This window comes from Stenotrophomonas maltophilia group sp. P373 (assembly GCF_053295075.1).
This window is the reverse complement of record NZ_CM129994.1, coordinates 937,931-955,247: the sequence shown is the minus strand read 5'-3', so window position 1 is coordinate 955,247 and position 17,317 is coordinate 937,931. Positions and strand designations below refer to the sequence as shown.

The following is a 17,317-nucleotide window of genomic DNA, read 5'->3' as shown; positions in this document are numbered from 1 at the left end:
CGGGTAGTCACAAACATGTCATCAAACCGTAGTCTACTGGCACCACTCCAGTAACCGAGCCCTACGGTGTCCTCGTGCAGAAACGCATCCTGATCGTCGATGACGAGCCCGCGATCCGTGAAATGGTCGCCTTCGCCCTTCGCAAGGGCGATTACGAACCGGTCCACGCCGGCGATGCCCGGGAGGCCCAGACCGCGATCGCCGATCGCGTTCCCGACCTGATCCTGCTGGACTGGATGCTGCCCGGCACCAGCGGCCTGGACCTGGCCCGCCGCTGGCGCAAGGAAACGCTGACCCGCGAAGTACCGATCATCATGCTGACCGCCCGCGGCGAAGAGAATGATCGCGTCGGTGGCCTCGAGGCCGGTGTCGATGACTATGTGGTCAAGCCGTTCTCGGCACGCGAACTGCTGGCCCGCATCCGAGCGGTCATGCGCCGCGCCCGCGAAGATGACGAGGACGGCAGCGTAGCCGTCGGCCCGATCCGTATCGACGGCGCCGCCCATCGCGTGTTCGCCAACGACCAACCGGTGCCGATCGGCCCGACCGAATACCGTCTGCTGCATTTCTTCATGACCCATCCCGAGCGCGTCTACACCCGCGCGCAGCTGCTGGACCATGTATGGGGCGGCAGCGTGTACGTGGAGGAGCGCACCATCGACGTGCATATCCGCCGCCTGCGCAAGACGCTGGAGCCGTTCAACGCCGAGAACATGGTGCAGACCGTGCGCGGCGCCGGCTACCGCTTCTCCACTGCTACCTGAGTCTCGTCGTGCCGGCACCGCGCACCTGCGGGTGCCGGTGCCGGCAACTCTGCTATAACCCTCGGTTCACCCCAGTGAACCGCCGCACCTCAACGACGAGATCGCAATGCCCCGCCACATCCGCTCTGCCTGGTTGAAGACCCTGGCCACCGTTGCCGCGGTGCTGCTGTTCGCCGGACTGGTGGGGTGGTTCACGGGCCATCTGTGGTTGTGCATCGCACTGGGCGCGCTGGCGACCCTGGCCTGGCATTACTGGCGCCTGCGCAGCGTTCTGCGCCGGCTGACCGCTCGCCAGCGCTGGGACACCGCCGAAGAAGGCACCGGCGTCTGGAACGAACTGGACCGCCTGCTGTACCGCAACCAGGTGGAAATGCGCGTGCGCAAGCGCCGCCTGCTGGACATGCTGCGCAGCTACCGCGCTGCCGCCGCCGCGCTGCCTGATGCCGTCGTCGTGCTGGATCGCAACAGCCAGCGCGTGCAGTGGTTCAACGAAGCGGCTACCGCTCTGCTCGGCCTGCACCATCCCGGCGACCTTGGCGAGGCCCTGGTCGAGCGCCTGCAGCCAATGCCGCTGGCGCACTGGCTGGCTGGTGGCCGCAATGCCGAGCCGATCCTGGACGTACCCTCGCCGGTCGATCCGGCGATCCGCCTCAACCTGCGGCTGATTCCCTATTCCTCCGATTACTGGCTGCTGATCGCGCGCGATGTCAGCAAGCTGCTGCGCCTGGAACAGGTGCGCCGTGACTTCGTGGCCAACGTTTCACATGAGCTGCGCACGCCGCTCACCGTGGTGCACGGTTACCTGGACATGATGGACCCGGAGGATTTCCCGGGAACCGGACCGATGCTGGAAGAAATGCGCAAGCAGAGCCAGCGCATGGCCCAGCTGGTGGAAGACCTGCTGACCCTGTCGCGCCTCGAATCGCAGGAACACAGCGAGGACGAGACCGTGGCCATGCAGCCGATGCTGGCCACCCTGCGCCGCGAAGCCGAAGCGCACAGCCAGGGCCGCCACCAGATCAGCATCGACGACCTCGCCGGCGTTGACCTTCAGGGCTCGACCAAGGAACTGCACAGCGCATTCTCCAACCTGGTCACCAATGCGGTGCGCTATACGCCGGCCGGTGGCCGCATCGCGGTGGAGTTCCGCCGCGAGGGCGACGGCGCGGTGCTGGCGGTGCGCGATTCCGGCTACGGCATCCCGGCCACCCACCTGCCGCGCCTGACCGAACGCTTCTACCGTGTCTCCAGCAGCCGCTCGCGCGAAAGCGGTGGTACCGGCCTGGGCCTGTCCATCGTCAAGCACATCCTCGGCCTGCACCACGCGCGGCTGGAGATTGAAAGCGAAGTCGGCAAGGGCTCGGTGTTCTCCTGCCATTTCGATGCCGACCACGTGCGCCCGCGCGAGTCCGCCCCCCTGACCTCCATCGAAGAATGACGCCATGAGCAGCCTCGGATCCCTCCCCCTCCCCGTGAGCCCGGACAACGATCCGTTGCGTGACCCGGCGCTGTACATCAACCGCGAGCTGTCGCAGCTGGATTTCAACTTCCGCGTGCTGGCCCAGGCGATGGACCCGCAGGTACCGCTGCTGGAACGCCTGCGCTTCATGTGCATTTCCTGCACCAACCTCGACGAGTTCTTCGAGATCCGCGCCGCCGCCGTGCGCCACGCGCAGGAGTTCGGCCTGCCACCCGCACCGGACGGGATGAGCCCGCAGGCCATCCTGAGCGCCATCCATGACCGCGCCGCCGAACTGGTGGACCAGCAGTACCGCTGCTGGAACGAGACGCTGCGGCCGGCGCTGATGGAGGCCGGCATCGGCGTGCTCGGCCGCCACTCCTGGACCGACCGCCAGAAGCGCTGGCTGCGCGCCTACTTCCGCAACGAGATCATGCCGGTGCTGTCGCCACTGGGCCTGGACCCGGTGCACCCGTTCCCGAAGATCCTCAACAAGTCGCTGAACATCGTGGTGGTGCTCAAGGGCACCGATGCGTTCGGCCGCGCCGGCCACCTGGCCATCGTGCGCGCGCCGCGCTCGCTGCCGCGCATCATCCAGCTGCCGGAAAAGCTCGGCGGGCCCCAGAACTTCGTGTTCCTCTCGTCGGTGCTGTCGACCTTCGTCGATGAGCTGTTCCCGGGCATGGAAGTCCAGGGCGCCTACCAGTTCCGCGTCACCCGCAATTCCGAGCTGGTGGTGGACGAGGAGGAAGTGGAAAACCTGGCGCTGGCGCTGCGTGACGAGCTGGTCGACCGCGGCTACCGGCCAGCGGTGCGGCTGGAGATCGCGCACGACATGCCACGCGAGATCGTGCGGACCCTGCTGCAGAATTTCGGCCTGACCGAGAACGCGGTGTACCGCATCGATGGCCCGGTCAACCTCAACCGCATCATCCAGCTGTACGATCTGATCGCGCAACCGGACCTGAAATACCCGCCGATGACCCCGCGCACGCTGCGCGACAGTGACGGCATCTTCGAGACGGTGGCGCGCCAGGACCTGCTGCTGCACCATCCGTTCGACGCCTTCACCGCAGTGCTGGACCTGATCCGGCAGGCGGCAATCGATCCGAACGTGCTGGCGATCAAGCAGACCCTGTACCGCACCGGCAAGGACTCACTGATCGTCGATGCGCTGATCCAGGCCGCGCGCAACGGCAAGGACGTGACCGTGGTGGTCGAACTGCGCGCCCGCTTCGACGAAGAAGCCAACCTCGGCCTGGCCGATCGCCTGCAGGAAGCCGGCGTGCAGGTGGTGTACGGCGTGGTCGGCTACAAGACCCACGCCAAGATGCTGCTGATCGTGCGCCGCGAGGGCCGCAAGCTGCGCCGCTACGTGCACCTGGGTACCGGCAACTACCACAGCGGCACCGCCCGCGCGTATACCGACATCAGCCTGATCACCGCCGATGCGGACATCGGCAATGACGTGCACCTGCTGTTCCAGCAGCTGTCCGGGCTGGCGTCGAAGATGAAGCTCAAGCGCCTGCTGCAGTCGCCCTTCACCCTGCACACCGGCATCCTCGGCCGCATCGAGCGCGAGACGCGCATCGCCGCCGCCGGCCGCCCGGCGCGGATCATCGCCAAGATGAACGCACTGAACGAACCGCAGGTGGTGCGCGCGCTGTACGCCGCGTCGCAGGCCGGCGTGCAGATCGACCTGATCATCCGCGGCGCCTGCACGCTGCGACCGGGCGTACCGGGCATCTCGGACAACATCCGCGTGCGCTCGATCGTCGGCCGCTTCCTGGAACACAGCCGCGTCTACTGGTTCGGCAACGACGGCGCACCGGAAATGTACTGCGCCAGCGCCGACTGGCTGGAACGCAACCTGCTGCGCCGGGTCGAGACCTGCTTCCCGATCCTCGATCCAACACTGGCCAAGCGGGTCTACCGCGAAGTCCTGCAGAACTACCTTGACGACAACCTCAACGCCTGGGAACTGGACGCGCACGGCATCTACCACAAGCGTGCCCCAGCCCACGACGAAGCCCCGCATTCGGCGCAGATGGCGTTGATGCAGGGGCTCTGACCCTGCCCCGGTAGATCCCGACCGCTGGTCGGGATTCGATCGCCACGGGGTCAGATCCCTTTCCTGCGGGAAAGGGATCTGACCCCTTGCAGTCCTGCGGCACGCCCTCTTCCAAAATGTGAAGGCCGCGCGGTGACGAGCACACCGCCCCTTCGGCTAACATTCGTCCATGCCGCATACCACCACGACTCCGCCCGCATTGCAGGATGGCGACCTGCTGGCCGCCATCGACCTTGGCTCCAACAGTTTCCACATGGTCATCGCGCGCTATACGCTCGGCCAGCTGCGGGTGATCGACCGCCTGCGCGAGACGGTGCGCATGGCCGATGGCCTGGATGGCAAGGGTGGTCTCTCTTCCGCTGCACGCCAACGTGCACTGGAATGCCTGGCCCGCTTCGGCCAGCGCATCCGCAATGTGCCGCCGCACCGGGTGCGCGCGCTGGCCACCAACACCGTGCGCCAGCTGCGCTCGCCGCAGTCGTTCCTGGTACCGGCCGAGACCGCACTGGGGCATGCCATCGAAGTGGTCAGCGGGCGCGAAGAAGCGCGCCTGATCTACCTGGGCGTGGCCCACGCGCAACCGCCCAAGCCCGGGCAGCGCCGGCTGGTGATCGACATCGGCGGTGGCTCCACCGAGTTCATCATCGGCATGGGCATGCAGACCCTGGAGCGCGAAAGCCTGCAGGCCGGCTGCATCGCCAGCACCCGGCGCTTTTTCCCCGGCGGCAAGCTGAGCAAGAAGCGCTGGAAGGACGCGCTGGCCGAGATTGGCCGCGAGTTCCAGCCTTTCGCCAGCAAGTACCGCGCGCTGGGCTGGCAGGAAGCGTTGGGCTCTTCCGGCACGCACAAGGCGATCAGCGAGATCTGCGCGACGATGAAGCTGAGCAAGGGCGCCATCACCGCCGAGGCCCTGCCGCAGCTGCGCGATGAACTGCTGAAGGCCAAGAAGATCGACGACATCCAGCTGCCGGGGCTGTCCAGCGACCGCCGCCCGATCATCGCCGGCGGCATCCTGGTGCTGGAAGCGGCCTTCCAGGCGCTGGGCCTGCAGAAGCTGCTGGTCAGCAAGGCGGCGATGCGCGAAGGCATCCTGTATGACATCGTCGGCCGCGCCGGCGAGAACGACCTGCGTGACGAATCGGTGGCTGCTCTCAGCCAGCGCTACGGTATCGATACCGTCCAGGCCGAGCGCGTGCAGGACACCGCGCTGTCCCTGCTGGAACAGGTGCAGGAGCGCTGGAGGCTCGATGCCGACGATGCGCGCATGCTCGGCTGGGCCGCGCGCCTGCACGAGCTGGGCCTGATGATCGCGCACAGCGGCTACCACGTGCATGGCAGCTATGTGCTGGAACACTCGGATATCGCCGGCTTCTCGCGCCAGGAGCAGCAGATGCTGGCGGCCCTGGTGCGTAGCCACCGCCGCAGCGTGACCAAGACCGCCTTCGACGCCCTGCCCGAGCGACTGCTGCTGACCGCACGCCGGCTGGCGGCCCTGCTGCGGCTGGCGGTGCTGCTCAATCGCGCCCACGAAGACGATCCGCTGCCGGCACTGGAACTGACCGCCGACGACAACCGGCTGTCGCTGATCGTGCCGCAGGCCTTCATCGATGCCCGCCCGCTGCTGCGCGCGGACCTGATCGGCGAGACCGATGGCATCGCCGGGCTGGGCATCCAGTTCCGTCCGTTCGTGGCCTGAATACGCTGTCCGCTGTTGTCCACAGGACAACCGGGGTGACGCATTTCCCACTCCCACTTTGCGCAGTCTGGCGGTTTTTTGTGCTGCTCCGCACCACAAACGGCCCGCTGTGGGCAATCGCTGCCATCACGTAAGCGCCTGCTTTTGTTCACGTTTTGTGAAGGATGGCGCGGCCGCGTGACATAAATGGATACGAACCCTTTACAGAGCATTAACTAACGAGACTACTATCGGGTCACCGGCTCGGTCATCGACCCTGCTGGCTCCTTCGACGCCCACTTTGGCGTCCTGTGCACGACCTGAGAGAGAGAGCTCGCCATGACTTCACGCACCACCGCACTGGGGCAGGCCATCCGCTACGCCCTGGCTACCACTGCAGCGCTGGCAGCGCTGCCCGCGTTTGCCCAGGAAGGCAGCAACGCCAACCCGACCAACCTCGACCGCATCGAGATCACCGGCTCGCGCATCCGCCAGGTGGACGTGGAGACCGCCCAGCCGGTGTTCGCGATCAGCCGCAACGACATCGAAAAGCAGGGGTTCAGCTCGGTTGCCGACATTCTGCAGAACGTCACCGCCATGGGCAGCCCGACCATCAGCCGCGCCAATGCGCTGACCGCAGGCGAAAACGCGGGCGGCACCTACATCGACATGCGCAACCTGGGCACCCAGCGCACCCTGGTGCTGGTCAACGGCAAGCGCCTGGGCATCAGCACGTCCGGCTACCAGGACATCTCCACGCTGCCGGTGTCCGCCGTGGAACGCATCGAGGTGCTGAAGGACGGCGCCTCTGCGATCTATGGCTCCGACGCCATGGCCGGTGTGGTGAACATCATCACCCGTTCCAATGTCACCGGTGTGACTGCCAACGTCTACCACGGCCAGTACAGCCAGGGCGACGGTGCACGCGACCGCTTCGACGTTGTCGCCGGCTGGAGCAATGAGCGCGTGTCGTTGACCCTCTCGGCCGAGCATGCCGAAGAGAAGGGCGTGTGGGCGCGCGATCGCGGCTTCAGCAAGTACGGCATGACCGATCGCCATCCGTACGACAGCAGCAACTGGACCACGATCAGCCAGTACGGCCAGTTCACGGGTCTGCGCGGCCCGGGCTGTACCGCCACTGCGGGTTGCGGCTATTCCCTCAACCGCGGCGCGGATCCCACCAACCCGGCCAATTACCACCTCACCGATACCACGCCTTTCACCGGTGACGTGAGCAACGCCAACGACCAGATGCATGTGATGTATCCGATCAAGCGCGACTCGGTCTATTTCGACGGCCGCTTCAAGATCACCGACAACGTCAACTTCCGCACCGAGCTGGGCTACAACAAGCGTGAGTCCACCCGCCAGATCGCGGGCTATCCGCTGCAGTCGAGCACCGCCGGTGTCGGCTCGATGTCGATCAACAGCTACTTCAACCCGTTCGGCCGCCAGCACGGTTACGCCAACCCGACCGCCGTGGCCTGGAACCGCCGTACCTGGGAAGTGCCGCGCGTGACCACCAGCGAGCTGAAGACCTACCGCGCGGTGGCGTCGTTCGACGGTTCGTTCGAGATCGGCAGCCGCTACTTCGACTGGGAAGTGGGCTACCAGTACAACCGCAATGAACTGGAATCGGTGGCCACCGGCAACCTGCACAAGGGTCGCGTCGCCGGCGGCGTCGGCCCGTCGTTCTACAACGCCGCCACTGGCAAGGTGCAGTGCGGTACCGCAGCTGCACCGATCTCCTACGACGTGTGCAAGCCGTGGAACCCGTTGGTTCCGTACGGCACGACGGCTGCCGATGGCCTGTACGGCAACGAAGAACTGCAGGCGTGGCTGTTCCCGGAAGAGATCACCAAGGGCCGCACCACCTCCAAGAACTTCTTTGCCAACATCGCTGGCAGCATCGTGACCCTGCCGGCTGGCGATCTCGGCTTCGCCTTCGGCGTGGAAAGCCGCAAGGAAGAAGGCAAGTACACCCCGGATGCCCTGGCCCAGACCGGCGCTACCACCAACCTGGCCGCAGGCCCGACCGGCGGTGACTACACCGTCAACGAGGCCTACCTGGAAGTGAACGTTCCGGTGCTGGCCGACCTGCCGGGCGCGAAGGAACTGACCTTCAATGGCGCAACCCGCTTCTCGGACTACAACACCTTCGGCAACACGCTCAACAGCAAGTTCGGCTTCAAGTGGAAGCCGATCGACTCGCTGATGGTGCGTGGCACCTGGGCCGAGGGCTTCCGTGCACCGACCATCAGCGACCTGTTCGGTGGTGGTTCGGAGACCTTCGCGCAGTTCAGCGATCCGTGCGACACCCGTTTCGGTTCCTCGGCCTCCAGCGCCGAAGTCCGTGCACGTTGCGCACGCGACATCGCCAATGCGAATACCTTCCGCCAGCTGCGCCAGGGCGGCACCCCGGTGAACACGTCGACGGACGCGACGCCGGTGCCGTTCACCTCCGGGTCCAACCCGCTGCTGACGCCGGAAACCTCGACCAGCAAGACCCTGGGCCTGGTCTGGAGTCCGAGCTTCATCCAGGGCTTCAACGCCTCGCTGGACTGGTGGAAGATCCGCATCGACAACACGATCATCGCCGACACGCCGACCCAGATCCTGCAGGACTGCTACGAGTCGGGCATCGAAGCGCGCTGCTCGCGCTTCCAGCGTGACCCGGTGACCGGCATCGTGACCAACCTGAAGTTCGGCAACCGCAACGCGGGCTTCATGGAAACCGAAGGCTACGACCTGGACGTGAGCTACCGTCTGGACACCCGGTTCGGCAAGTTCAACGTGAACTCGGCCACCACCTACGTGTCCAGTGCGACCTACCGCACCTCCAACGACAACTCGATCGTTCCGATCGTCACCAACGGCATCGGCAGCGCCTTCCGCGTCCGTTCCAACCTGGTGCTGGGCTACGAGCGGGGCAACTTCGGCGCGAGCTGGACCGCGCGTTACTACTCGGGCGTGAAGGAAACCTGCTCGAACATCGCGCTGTACCCGGACGAATGCTCGGATCCGGGTGTGTATGCACCGTGGTACAAGGGCGCCCGCAACTACAACGAGCGTGGTGCGGTCACCTTCCACGACGTGCAGGTGCGTTACTCGCTGCCGTGGGATGCCACCGTGTCGGTCGGTGCCAACAACGTGTTCGAAAAGACCGGCCCGATCATGTACAGCAAGCCGAACTCGGCCTTCTCGTACTACGGTGGCTACGACATCGGCCGCTTCGTCTACATGAAGTACCAGCAGCGCTTCTGATCCATCGCGCTGTGACATGAAGCACCAGGACCACGGCCCTTCGGGGCCGTGGTTTTTTGTTGGCCGCAGCGCCCCTGCGGTGGCCGGCGCCCCCGTCATCTGACGGTCGCAAAGCGGTCATGTCGGCTACATCGCCAGGGCCGAGCATGCCGGAAACCGGGAGGCCCGCCATGCGCTATGCCATCGTCACCGAGACCTATCCGCCGGAAGTCAACGGCGTCGCCCTCACCGTACAGGGCCTGGAGCAGGGTCTGCGTGCAGCCGGACACGAGATCGACCTCGTCCGCCCCCGCCAGTCCACCGAAGCGCTGGATTCGGCACCCGGCACCTTGCTGGTTCCCGGCGCTGCCCTGCCCCGCTACCCCGGCCTGCGCTTCGGCCTGCCAGCCCCGATCCGGCTGGGCCGCCATTGGCAGAATCAGCGTCCGGATGCGGTCTACATCGCCACAGAAGGTCCACTCGGCTGGTCGGCACTGCGTACCGCACGTCGCCTCGGCATTCCGGTCGCCAGCGGCTTCCACACCCGCTTCGACGAGTACCTGCCCGACTATGGCGTGGCATGGCTGCAGGCCGCGGCCATGCGCTGGATGCGCCGCTTCCACAACCAAGCGGACGCTACCCTGGTGCCGACCCGCGAACTACAGCAGTTCCTCGGCGAACAGGGCTTCGAACGCGTGCGCCTGCTGGCCCGTGCGGTGGACAGCCAGCAGTTCGATCCAGGCCGGCGCGACCCTGCACTGCGCGAGGAATGGGGCGTGGATGGCAACGGCCTGGTGGCGATCTATGTCGGCCGCATTGCTGCCGAAAAGAACCTCGGCCTGGCGGTGAAGGCATTCCGCCGCCTGCAGCAGATCCGGCCCAAGGCACGCTTTGTATGGGTGGGTGACGGCCCGGCCCGCGAGAAGCTGGCACATGAAAATCCCGATTTCATCTTCTGTGGCATCCAGCGCGGCGATGCGCTGGCCCGCCACTTCGCCAGCGGCGATCTGTTCCTGTTCCCCAGCCGCAGTGAGACGTTCGGCAACGTGACTCTGGAAAGCATGGCCAGCGGTGTGGCCACCGTGGCCTTCGACTACGGCGCCGCGCGTGAGTACCTGCGCAACGGCGAGAACGGCGCAGCGGTGGACAGCGACGAGCAGTTCATCGAGGCCGCCGTGCAACTGGCCGCCGATGACGCGAAACGCCACGAACTGGGCGGCAATGCCGCACGCGCGATGAAGCGATTGCATCCACAGCAGGTGGTGGCCGAGTTCGATGCGTTGCTGGCCGAGCTTGCGCAGTCGCGGAGGAGCGGCCATGCGCACCACGCCGCTTGAACTGCTGGCAGGGCGCGAGGCACGCTTGTGCCGGCGGGCGAACCACTACTGCCGGCGCCGCCGCGTGCGCCGCCTGTTCGCGGCCATCAGCCGTCTCGGCGATGGCGTGTTCTGGTATGTGCTGATGGCTGCGCTGGTGGTGCTGGATGGCTTCGATGGCCTGCGCGCCTCGGTGCACATGGCCGCCACCGGCCTGGCCGCATTGCTGCTGTACAAGGGCCTCAAGCGCTGGACGCGGCGCCCGCGGCCTTACGCGGCCGATCTTCGCATCCGCGCCTGGGTGGCACCGCTGGACGAATTCAGCTTCCCCTCCGGGCACACCCTGCACGCAGTGTCGTTCACCATCGTCGCACTGGCCTACTACCCCTGGCTGGCACCCTTGCTGGTGCCGTTCACCCTCGGCGTCGCACTGTCGCGGGTGGTGCTGGGCCTGCACTATCCTTCCGACGTGCTCGCCGCCACGGGCATCGCCGTCCTGCTGGCTTCGGCCAGCCTGACCTGGCTGCCGCTGCCGGTGTAGCCCCGGGGTCAGATCCTTTTCCTTCGGAAAAGAGATCTGACCCCCACAATACCGGCGGCGCTACCATCATCATTGATGGCCTAGAATGCAGGCATGACCACGTTGTTCATATCCGACCTGCACCTGGACCCCAGCCGTCCGGAGATCACCGACCTGTTCCTGCGCTTCCTGCGCGAGCAGGCGCCCGGCGCCGATGCGCTGTACATCCTCGGCGACCTGTTCGAGGCCTGGATCGGCGACGACACGCCCTCTCCGGCCGCCGATGCGGTGGCCGATGCGTTGAAGGTGCTGTCCGACAGCGGCGTGCCCGTGTACTTCATCCGCGGCAACCGCGACTTCCTGCTTGGCGAGGACTATGCGCGCCGTGCCGGCCTGCGCATCCTGCCCGACCCGTGCATGATCGAGCTGTACGGCCGCCCGGTGCTGCTGCAGCATGGTGACCTGCTGTGCACCGATGACATCCCCTACCAGCAGTTCCGTGCGCAGACCCGCGACCCGGTGTTCCAGGCGCAGTTCCTGTCGCAGCCGCTGGCCGCACGCATCGCCTTCGCGCAGAAGGCGCGCGAGGCGAGCCAGGCCCGCCAGTCGGAAATGAAGCAGGGCGATCGTGCGCAGTTTGAGACCGTCACCGACGTGGCCCCGTCCGAAGTCGATGCAACCTTCGTCCGCCACGGCGTGGACACCATGATCCACGGTCACACGCACCGTCCGGCGATCCACGCACTGCAGGCCGGTGGACGCGATTGCATCCGTATCGTGCTGGGTGACTGGTACGAACAGGGTTCGGTGCTGCGTGTGGATGCCAACGGTTGGTCGCTGGATACGCTCGCCCGCGATTGATGGATCGCAGGATGCCAACCAGGGTTGGCATCTACCCGAGCCGGTGAACGCGCCCGGGTAGACGCCGCCGCTTGGTCGGCGCTTGGCCTCAGCGGAAGGCCGCGATGGTGGCCTTGGTGTTGACCAGCACGCGCTGGTTGTCAGCGGTACTGGCATTGCCCATCGGGATGCCGTTGTAGCTGATGTTCGGGTTGGACCAGTAGTTCAGGCGCGGGCAGCTGCGGGTGCAGTTATAGGCCATGATCGTGCGCCAGCCGGTGCCGCTGGACGGCTCATAGCGGTAGCCGTGGCCATAGGCGTAGGGCGATGTGCTCGGGTCGGTGGCGATGTCATGCCGCGCGCTCTGCAGGTGGCCGATCTCATGCGCGAATGAGTAGTAGCCGGTCGCGCAATCCCAGTACACCGCCGCAAACGCCGTCGACGCGGTCGAGCCAATCCCCGAGGCCAGGCCGCAGTAGGCACTGTTGTTGATCAGCAGCACGCCGACATCGGCCGCGGTGGTGTTGCGGCTGGTGTGGATGCTGTCCATGTAGCCGTCGCTGGTGCCACGGAAACGCGACAGGTCGGTGGTGAAGTTGCCAGACTCGCTGTAGCTGGTGGTCTCGTAACCGGCCAGTTGCAGCGTCAGGCCGACGTTGCTGTTGCCGTAGCCCTGGTTGGACTCGGCCACCGCCAGCTGCACCAGCGACTGCATGTTGCCGCCATAGGCGGCGACGGCGGCATTGGTCGCCACCACCAGCACACGGATGGTCGCCGGCGTACCGGACGATGCCTGCGCGATGCCGATGCGATCGTTGTTGCCCATCGGGATCTTCGGCAGCTGGTTGTAGTCGGCCGGATGGTCGGCCGGCATCCGCGATTCATCCACTTCCACCAGCACGTGGCGGTTGCCCAACGGGCGCAGGCGATACAGCTTTCCATCCTTGCGGATCGAGCCGGTGACGGTGTCGCCCGAGCGCACCAGGATCAGCGAATTGCCGGGGTCGTCCTGGCCGTTGGAGGTGGCCGCGGTCAGTTTGTCCGAGGGCGAACGGAACTGGCCGTACCAGATGCTGCCGCCATCGGGCAGTGCTTCGACCTTGCTGCGCACCGCCTGCACCCGCCGGCCGAGCAGTTCGAATTCCAGCTGCGGTTGTGCAGTGGCTGCTGCATCGACACGCACTTCCTGTACCGTCGCCGTGGACGGGGTGGCCAGCAGCTTGCCCAGTGCGGGCTCGCTGTTTGCCGATGCGCGGCTGATGACCGTCACCGGCTCGAACAACGGTGCCGCATGCGCGGCCGCTGCCACCGACAAACCCAACACCAGGCCACCTGCCGCTTTGCCAATCGATCTGGACAACATTGCGTCGCTCCTTGAATGATGTGAACAGCGTTGATGCAGCACGACCCGGTTTGCCGGGTCTGGTCATATGGCCTGCGCGGGTCGTGTGAATTCAATAGGCGAGAGAAGTGAAAATCAGGATTTGTGATCGGCCGCATCTGGGTTAAGTAAGGTCAAAAGCGTTACTACACGTCGCTAACACACCGCTTTCGCGCTACCGTGACGCAGCCACGACGGGGAATGCACATGGCACCATCGCAGGACACGGACGAAGATGTCGGCTTGCTGCGGATCGGGCTGTTCTTCGATGGCACCCGCAACAACGCACACAACCTGGCCCGTGGCAGGCCCCAGCTGCCGCAGCCGCGCCCGGCGCAGCTGCGTGCGGATGACGATTCGACCTACCAGAGCCGGTTGACCAGCAGCTACGACAATGGCCTGACCAACATCGCCCGCCTGCAGCAGCTGTACCCGGACAGCCGCAGCGGGACATCGGCGCCCCCGTCCCTGTCGATCTACGTGGAAGGTGTCGGTACCCGCGATGACGCCGACGACGACCTGATCGGACTGGCGTTCGGCATTGGCGCCAGCGGTGTGCGCGCCAAAGTGCAGCGTGCGCTGCAGGTGCTGCTGCCGGCGGCACTGGGTGCACTCGCTGCACGCTGGCAGCGACCAGTGCGTGGCGTGCAGCTGGATCTGTTCGGCTTTTCACGGGGTGCGGCCGCCGCGCGCGATGTGGCCAACCAGTTGCAGGCTTGGGATCGCACCCGCTGGCGGCAGCTGTTGCAGGCCGCTGGCCTGTCCTGCACAACGGACTTCGCCCCGGCCGCTCCGCCGCTGCGCTTCATCGGCCTGTTCGACACGGTGGTTGCGGTCAGCGGTGGCCGCACCGACGAACAACCTCATCTCGCGCTGCATGCAGGCGTTGCCAGGCAGGTGCTGCAACTGAGCGCGCGTGACGAGCATCGCCAGCACTATCCATTGACCAGCGTGGCGCCAACGTTCACCGAGATCGCCCTGCCCGGCGTACACGCCAACATCGGCGGCGGCTACAACCAGCTCGAAGAAGGGCCCAAGCTGCTCAGTCGCCCGCGCCGGCAGCTGCTGCGCCGCCCGAGCGTGGCCGAGTACCAGACGCCACCGCTGGCGATCCTGCAGGCGACCACGGCCTACGCCGAGGCACAGGCCGACGCCGAGCGCTGGCGGCAGCAGTTGGGCCTGGACGAAAAGGAAGTCTGGGTGGATGTCTGGCACCAGTGGCAGCAACAGCGTCGCGCCGGCAGCCGCAGCGTAGTGCTGTCACCGGTGCTGTACGTGACGGCGGCCGTGGTGTTGCGCCGGCGCATCGACTGGCGCTACCAGCTGATCGCGCTTCAGGTGATGCAGCAGCATGCCATTGATGCCGGCGTGCGATGGACGGCCAATGCCAACGCAGTCCCCGGCTGGGAGCTGCCGTCCGCCCTGCAACCCATCGCACGACGACTGGTGGCCGGACAGCCACTGACGCAAACCCAGGAGGCGCTGTTGCGGCGGCGTTACCTGATGCAGTCGGCGCACTGGAACTTCGACGCGCTGGGCGACACCGCACTGACCTACGCCGCCGATGCCGGCGTCAGCGAGCTGCCGTACCGGCCGGGCCCCGGCCTGTTCTACATCAACCGTCCAACGGTGGATGGCAAGCGCGTGGTACTGCCGAACGCATGAAAAAAAGGGACGGAGGGAATTAAGTCGTTTGTGCCAAAACGACTTAATTCCCTCCGTCCCTTTTTTTCAAACGGCCTGCTCGACCAGGTTGGCGAGTTCGTCCGCATCGAATCCAGCCAGCAGGCGCGCTTCCATGTTGAACGGCCCATGCAGGTAGCCGCCGGCGTACTCCACCAGCAGCTCCTTGAAACGCGCGCGCGGCTCGACACCGGCGCGGTCGCAGTACCAGCGATACCAGCGCGAACCGGCGGCAACATGCGCCACTTCCTCGCGCAGGATCACCTCCAGCACATCGGCGGTTTCGCCATCACCGACATTGCGCAGCTTCTCGATCATGCCCGGGGTGACGTCCAGGCCACGCGCTTCCAGCACGCGCGGCACCAGCGCCATGCGCGCCAGGCCGTCATGCGCGGTCTTTTCGCACATTTCCCACAGACCGTTGTGTGCGGGGAAATCAGCATAGTCGTGGCCATGCACCTGCAGGCGCTCGTGCAGCAGCATGAAATGCCGCGATTCGTCATCGGCACAGCTGACCCAATCAGCATGGAACGCCGACGGCAGGCCCCGGAACCGGTACACCGCGTCCCAGGCCAGGTCGATCGCGTTGAGCTCGATATGGGCGATGGCGTGGATGAAGGCAGCCCGCCCTTCCACGCCGCCCAGTCCACGCCGTGGTACCTCGCGCGGATGCACCAGCACCAGTCGTCCCGGACGACCCGGCATGCAGATCGGATCCGGCGGCGGCGCATCCGCGGCCACCTTCAGGCGACCGGCACGGAACGCGGCCGCATACGCCTGGGTCAATGCAACCTTGCGCAGCGGATCGGCTTCAGCCAGGCACTGCTGCGCAGCGCGCAGCAGGTCGCCACCAACGTCGGGCACATCCACCACGCCTGATCCTCAGGCGCGGCGCTTGTGCTTGGCATCGTCCGAACGCAACTGCTGGATGCGCTCGAAGTAGCCCGGCTCGATACCGGTCGGGTAGTGGCCGTTGAAGCAGGACGAATCGAAGCTGCGCAGCGCCGGGTTGCCTTCGCTCACCGCCGCTTCCATGTCTTCCAGGTCCTGGTAGATCAGCCAGTCGCAGCCCAGGTGGGCCTCGATCTCTTCCACCGTGCGGTTGTGCGCGACCAGCTCTTCGGCCGCCGGCATGTCGATGCCGTAGATGTTCGGGTAGCGCACCGGCGGCGCGGCGCTGGCCAGGTAGACCTTGCGCGCGCCGGCATCACGGGCCATCTGCACGATCTGCTGGCTGGTGGTGCCACGCACGATCGAATCGTCCACCAGCAGCACCACGCGGTTGCGGAACTCCAGGTGGATCGGGTTGAGCTTGCGGCGCACCGACTTCACGCGTTCCCCCTGCCCCGGCATGATGAAGGTGCGGCCGATGTAGCGGTTCTTGATGAAGCCTTCGCGGTACTTCACCCCGAGGACATTGGAGATCTCCAGCGCGGCATCGCGCGAGGTATCCGGGATCGGGATGATGGTGTCGATGTCGTGGTCCGGGCGCAGGCGCAGGATCTTCTCGCCCAGCTTGATGCCCATGCGCATGCGTGCCTTGTGCACCGAGACGTTGTCGATCATCGAATCCGGTCGCGCGAAGTACACGTATTCGAAGATGCACGGGGTGTGCTCGGCCGGCTCGGCGCAGATTTCCGAGAACAGCTCGCCGCGCGCGGTGATCACCAGCGCTTCGCCCGGCTGCACGTCACGCACGCGCTGGAAACCCAGCACGTCCAGCGCGGCCGACTCGGACGCCACGATGTACTCGTCGCCTTCTGCGTGGCTGCGCTTGCCCAGCACCAGCGGGCGGATGCCATGCGGGTCGCGGAAGGCCACCAGGCCCAGGCCCAGCACCACGCTGACCACTGCATAGCCGCCCTTGCAGCGGCGATGCACGCCGGCCACCGCGCGGATCGCGGCTTCCGGGCTGAGCTGGCGCTGCTGCTCCAGTTCGTAGGCAAACACGTTCAACAGCACTTCGCTGTCCGAATCGGTGTTGACGTTGCGCCGGTCCTGTTCGAACACCTGCTGGCGCAGCGCCTCGGTGTTGATCAGGTTGCCGTTGTGGGCCAGCGCGATGCCGTAAGGCGAATTCACGTAGAACGGCTGTGCCTCGTCCATGCCTTCCGAACCTGCCGTCGGATAGCGCACGTGCGCGATGCCGACGCTGCCTTCCAGCGTGGACATGGTGCGGGCGTCGAACACATCGCGGACCAGGCCGGTGGCCTTCTGCACCCGCAGGCGGCTGCCATTGGCGGTGGCGATACCTGCCGCGTCCTGGCCGCGATGCTGGAGAACGGTCAAGCCGTCATACAACTGCCCGGCGACGTTCTGGTTGCCGACGATTCCGACGATGCCACACATGGTGCGAGGTCTCCGC

The 17,317-nt window shown here is 66.1% G+C and carries 12 protein-coding genes; 9 read left to right on the top strand and 3 right to left on the bottom strand.

Annotation, left to right across the window (positions count from 1 at the left end; all coding sequences use genetic code 11):
- The first annotated feature begins 74 nt into the window (after positions 1-74).
- From phoB to lpxH, 8 genes are all read left to right on the top strand, one after another.
- Positions 75-764, top strand: coding sequence for a phosphate regulon transcriptional regulator PhoB (gene phoB / locus ACSYHF_RS04330; protein ID WP_005408258.1), 690 nt, complete (start codon positions 75-77; stop codon positions 762-764).
- A gap of 106 nt (positions 765-870) precedes the next feature.
- Positions 871-2,202 carry a phosphate regulon sensor histidine kinase PhoR gene (gene phoR / locus ACSYHF_RS04325; RefSeq protein WP_061479944.1) on the top strand — a complete coding sequence of 444 codons (1,332 nt, stop codon included), beginning with the start codon at positions 871-873 and terminating at the stop codon, positions 2,200-2,202.
- A gap of 4 nt (positions 2,203-2,206) precedes the next feature.
- On the top strand, positions 2,207-4,294 hold the full coding sequence (ppk1, locus tag ACSYHF_RS04320; protein WP_197598409.1) for a polyphosphate kinase 1: 2,088 nt from the start codon (positions 2,207-2,209) through the stop codon (positions 4,292-4,294).
- Between the two features lie 169 nt (positions 4,295-4,463).
- Positions 4,464-5,990, top strand: a complete 1,527-nt coding sequence (gene ppx / locus ACSYHF_RS04315; RefSeq protein WP_005415458.1) for an exopolyphosphatase — start codon at positions 4,464-4,466, stop codon at positions 5,988-5,990.
- A 318-nt stretch (positions 5,991-6,308) separates the two neighbouring features.
- Positions 6,309-9,233 (top strand): TonB-dependent receptor domain-containing protein, encoded by a 2,925-nt coding sequence (locus tag ACSYHF_RS04310; RefSeq protein WP_447576101.1) that lies wholly within the window; start codon positions 6,309-6,311, stop codon positions 9,231-9,233.
- A 170-nt stretch (positions 9,234-9,403) separates the two neighbouring features.
- Positions 9,404-10,549 (top strand): glycosyltransferase family 4 protein, encoded by a 1,146-nt coding sequence (locus ACSYHF_RS04305; RefSeq protein WP_053500127.1) that lies wholly within the window; start codon positions 9,404-9,406, stop codon positions 10,547-10,549.
- A complete protein-coding gene (locus tag ACSYHF_RS04300) occupies positions 10,530-11,069 on the top strand; it encodes a phosphatase PAP2 family protein (protein WP_111128356.1) in 540 nt (179 codons plus the stop codon). The genes ACSYHF_RS04305 and ACSYHF_RS04300 overlap by 20 nt, the downstream gene beginning before the upstream one ends.
- Positions 11,070-11,162: 93 nt before the next feature.
- Positions 11,163-11,909, top strand: a complete 747-nt coding sequence (gene lpxH, locus ACSYHF_RS04295) for a UDP-2,3-diacylglucosamine diphosphatase (RefSeq protein ID WP_095377045.1) — start codon at positions 11,163-11,165, stop codon at positions 11,907-11,909.
- 88 nt (positions 11,910-11,997) lie between these two features.
- On the opposite strand, the gene ACSYHF_RS04290 is transcribed toward lpxH, so the two are convergent.
- A complete protein-coding gene (locus ACSYHF_RS04290) occupies positions 11,998-13,251 on the bottom strand; it encodes a M12 family metallo-peptidase (RefSeq protein WP_069138938.1) in 1,254 nt (417 codons plus the stop codon).
- Between the two features lie 225 nt (positions 13,252-13,476).
- On the opposite strand from ACSYHF_RS04290, the gene ACSYHF_RS04285 reads away from it, so the two are divergent.
- The gene (locus ACSYHF_RS04285) at positions 13,477-14,934 is read left to right on the top strand and encodes a DUF2235 domain-containing protein (RefSeq protein WP_111128354.1); all 1,458 of its coding nucleotides are present in this window, start codon (positions 13,477-13,479) and stop codon (positions 14,932-14,934) included.
- Positions 14,935-15,000: 66 nt separating this feature from the next.
- Here the strand turns inward: ACSYHF_RS04285 and ACSYHF_RS04280 are convergent, their stop codons facing one another.
- Both ACSYHF_RS04280 and purF read right to left on the bottom strand, forming a co-directional pair.
- Entirely contained in the window at positions 15,001-15,825 is an 825-nt protein-coding gene (locus tag ACSYHF_RS04280) for a ferritin-like domain-containing protein (RefSeq protein WP_065185786.1), read from the bottom strand.
- A 9-nt stretch (positions 15,826-15,834) separates the two neighbouring features.
- Positions 15,835-17,301, bottom strand: a complete 1,467-nt coding sequence (purF, locus tag ACSYHF_RS04275) for an amidophosphoribosyltransferase (RefSeq protein ID WP_049414284.1) — start codon at positions 17,299-17,301, stop codon at positions 15,835-15,837.
- Positions 17,302-17,317: the final 16 nt, after the last annotated feature.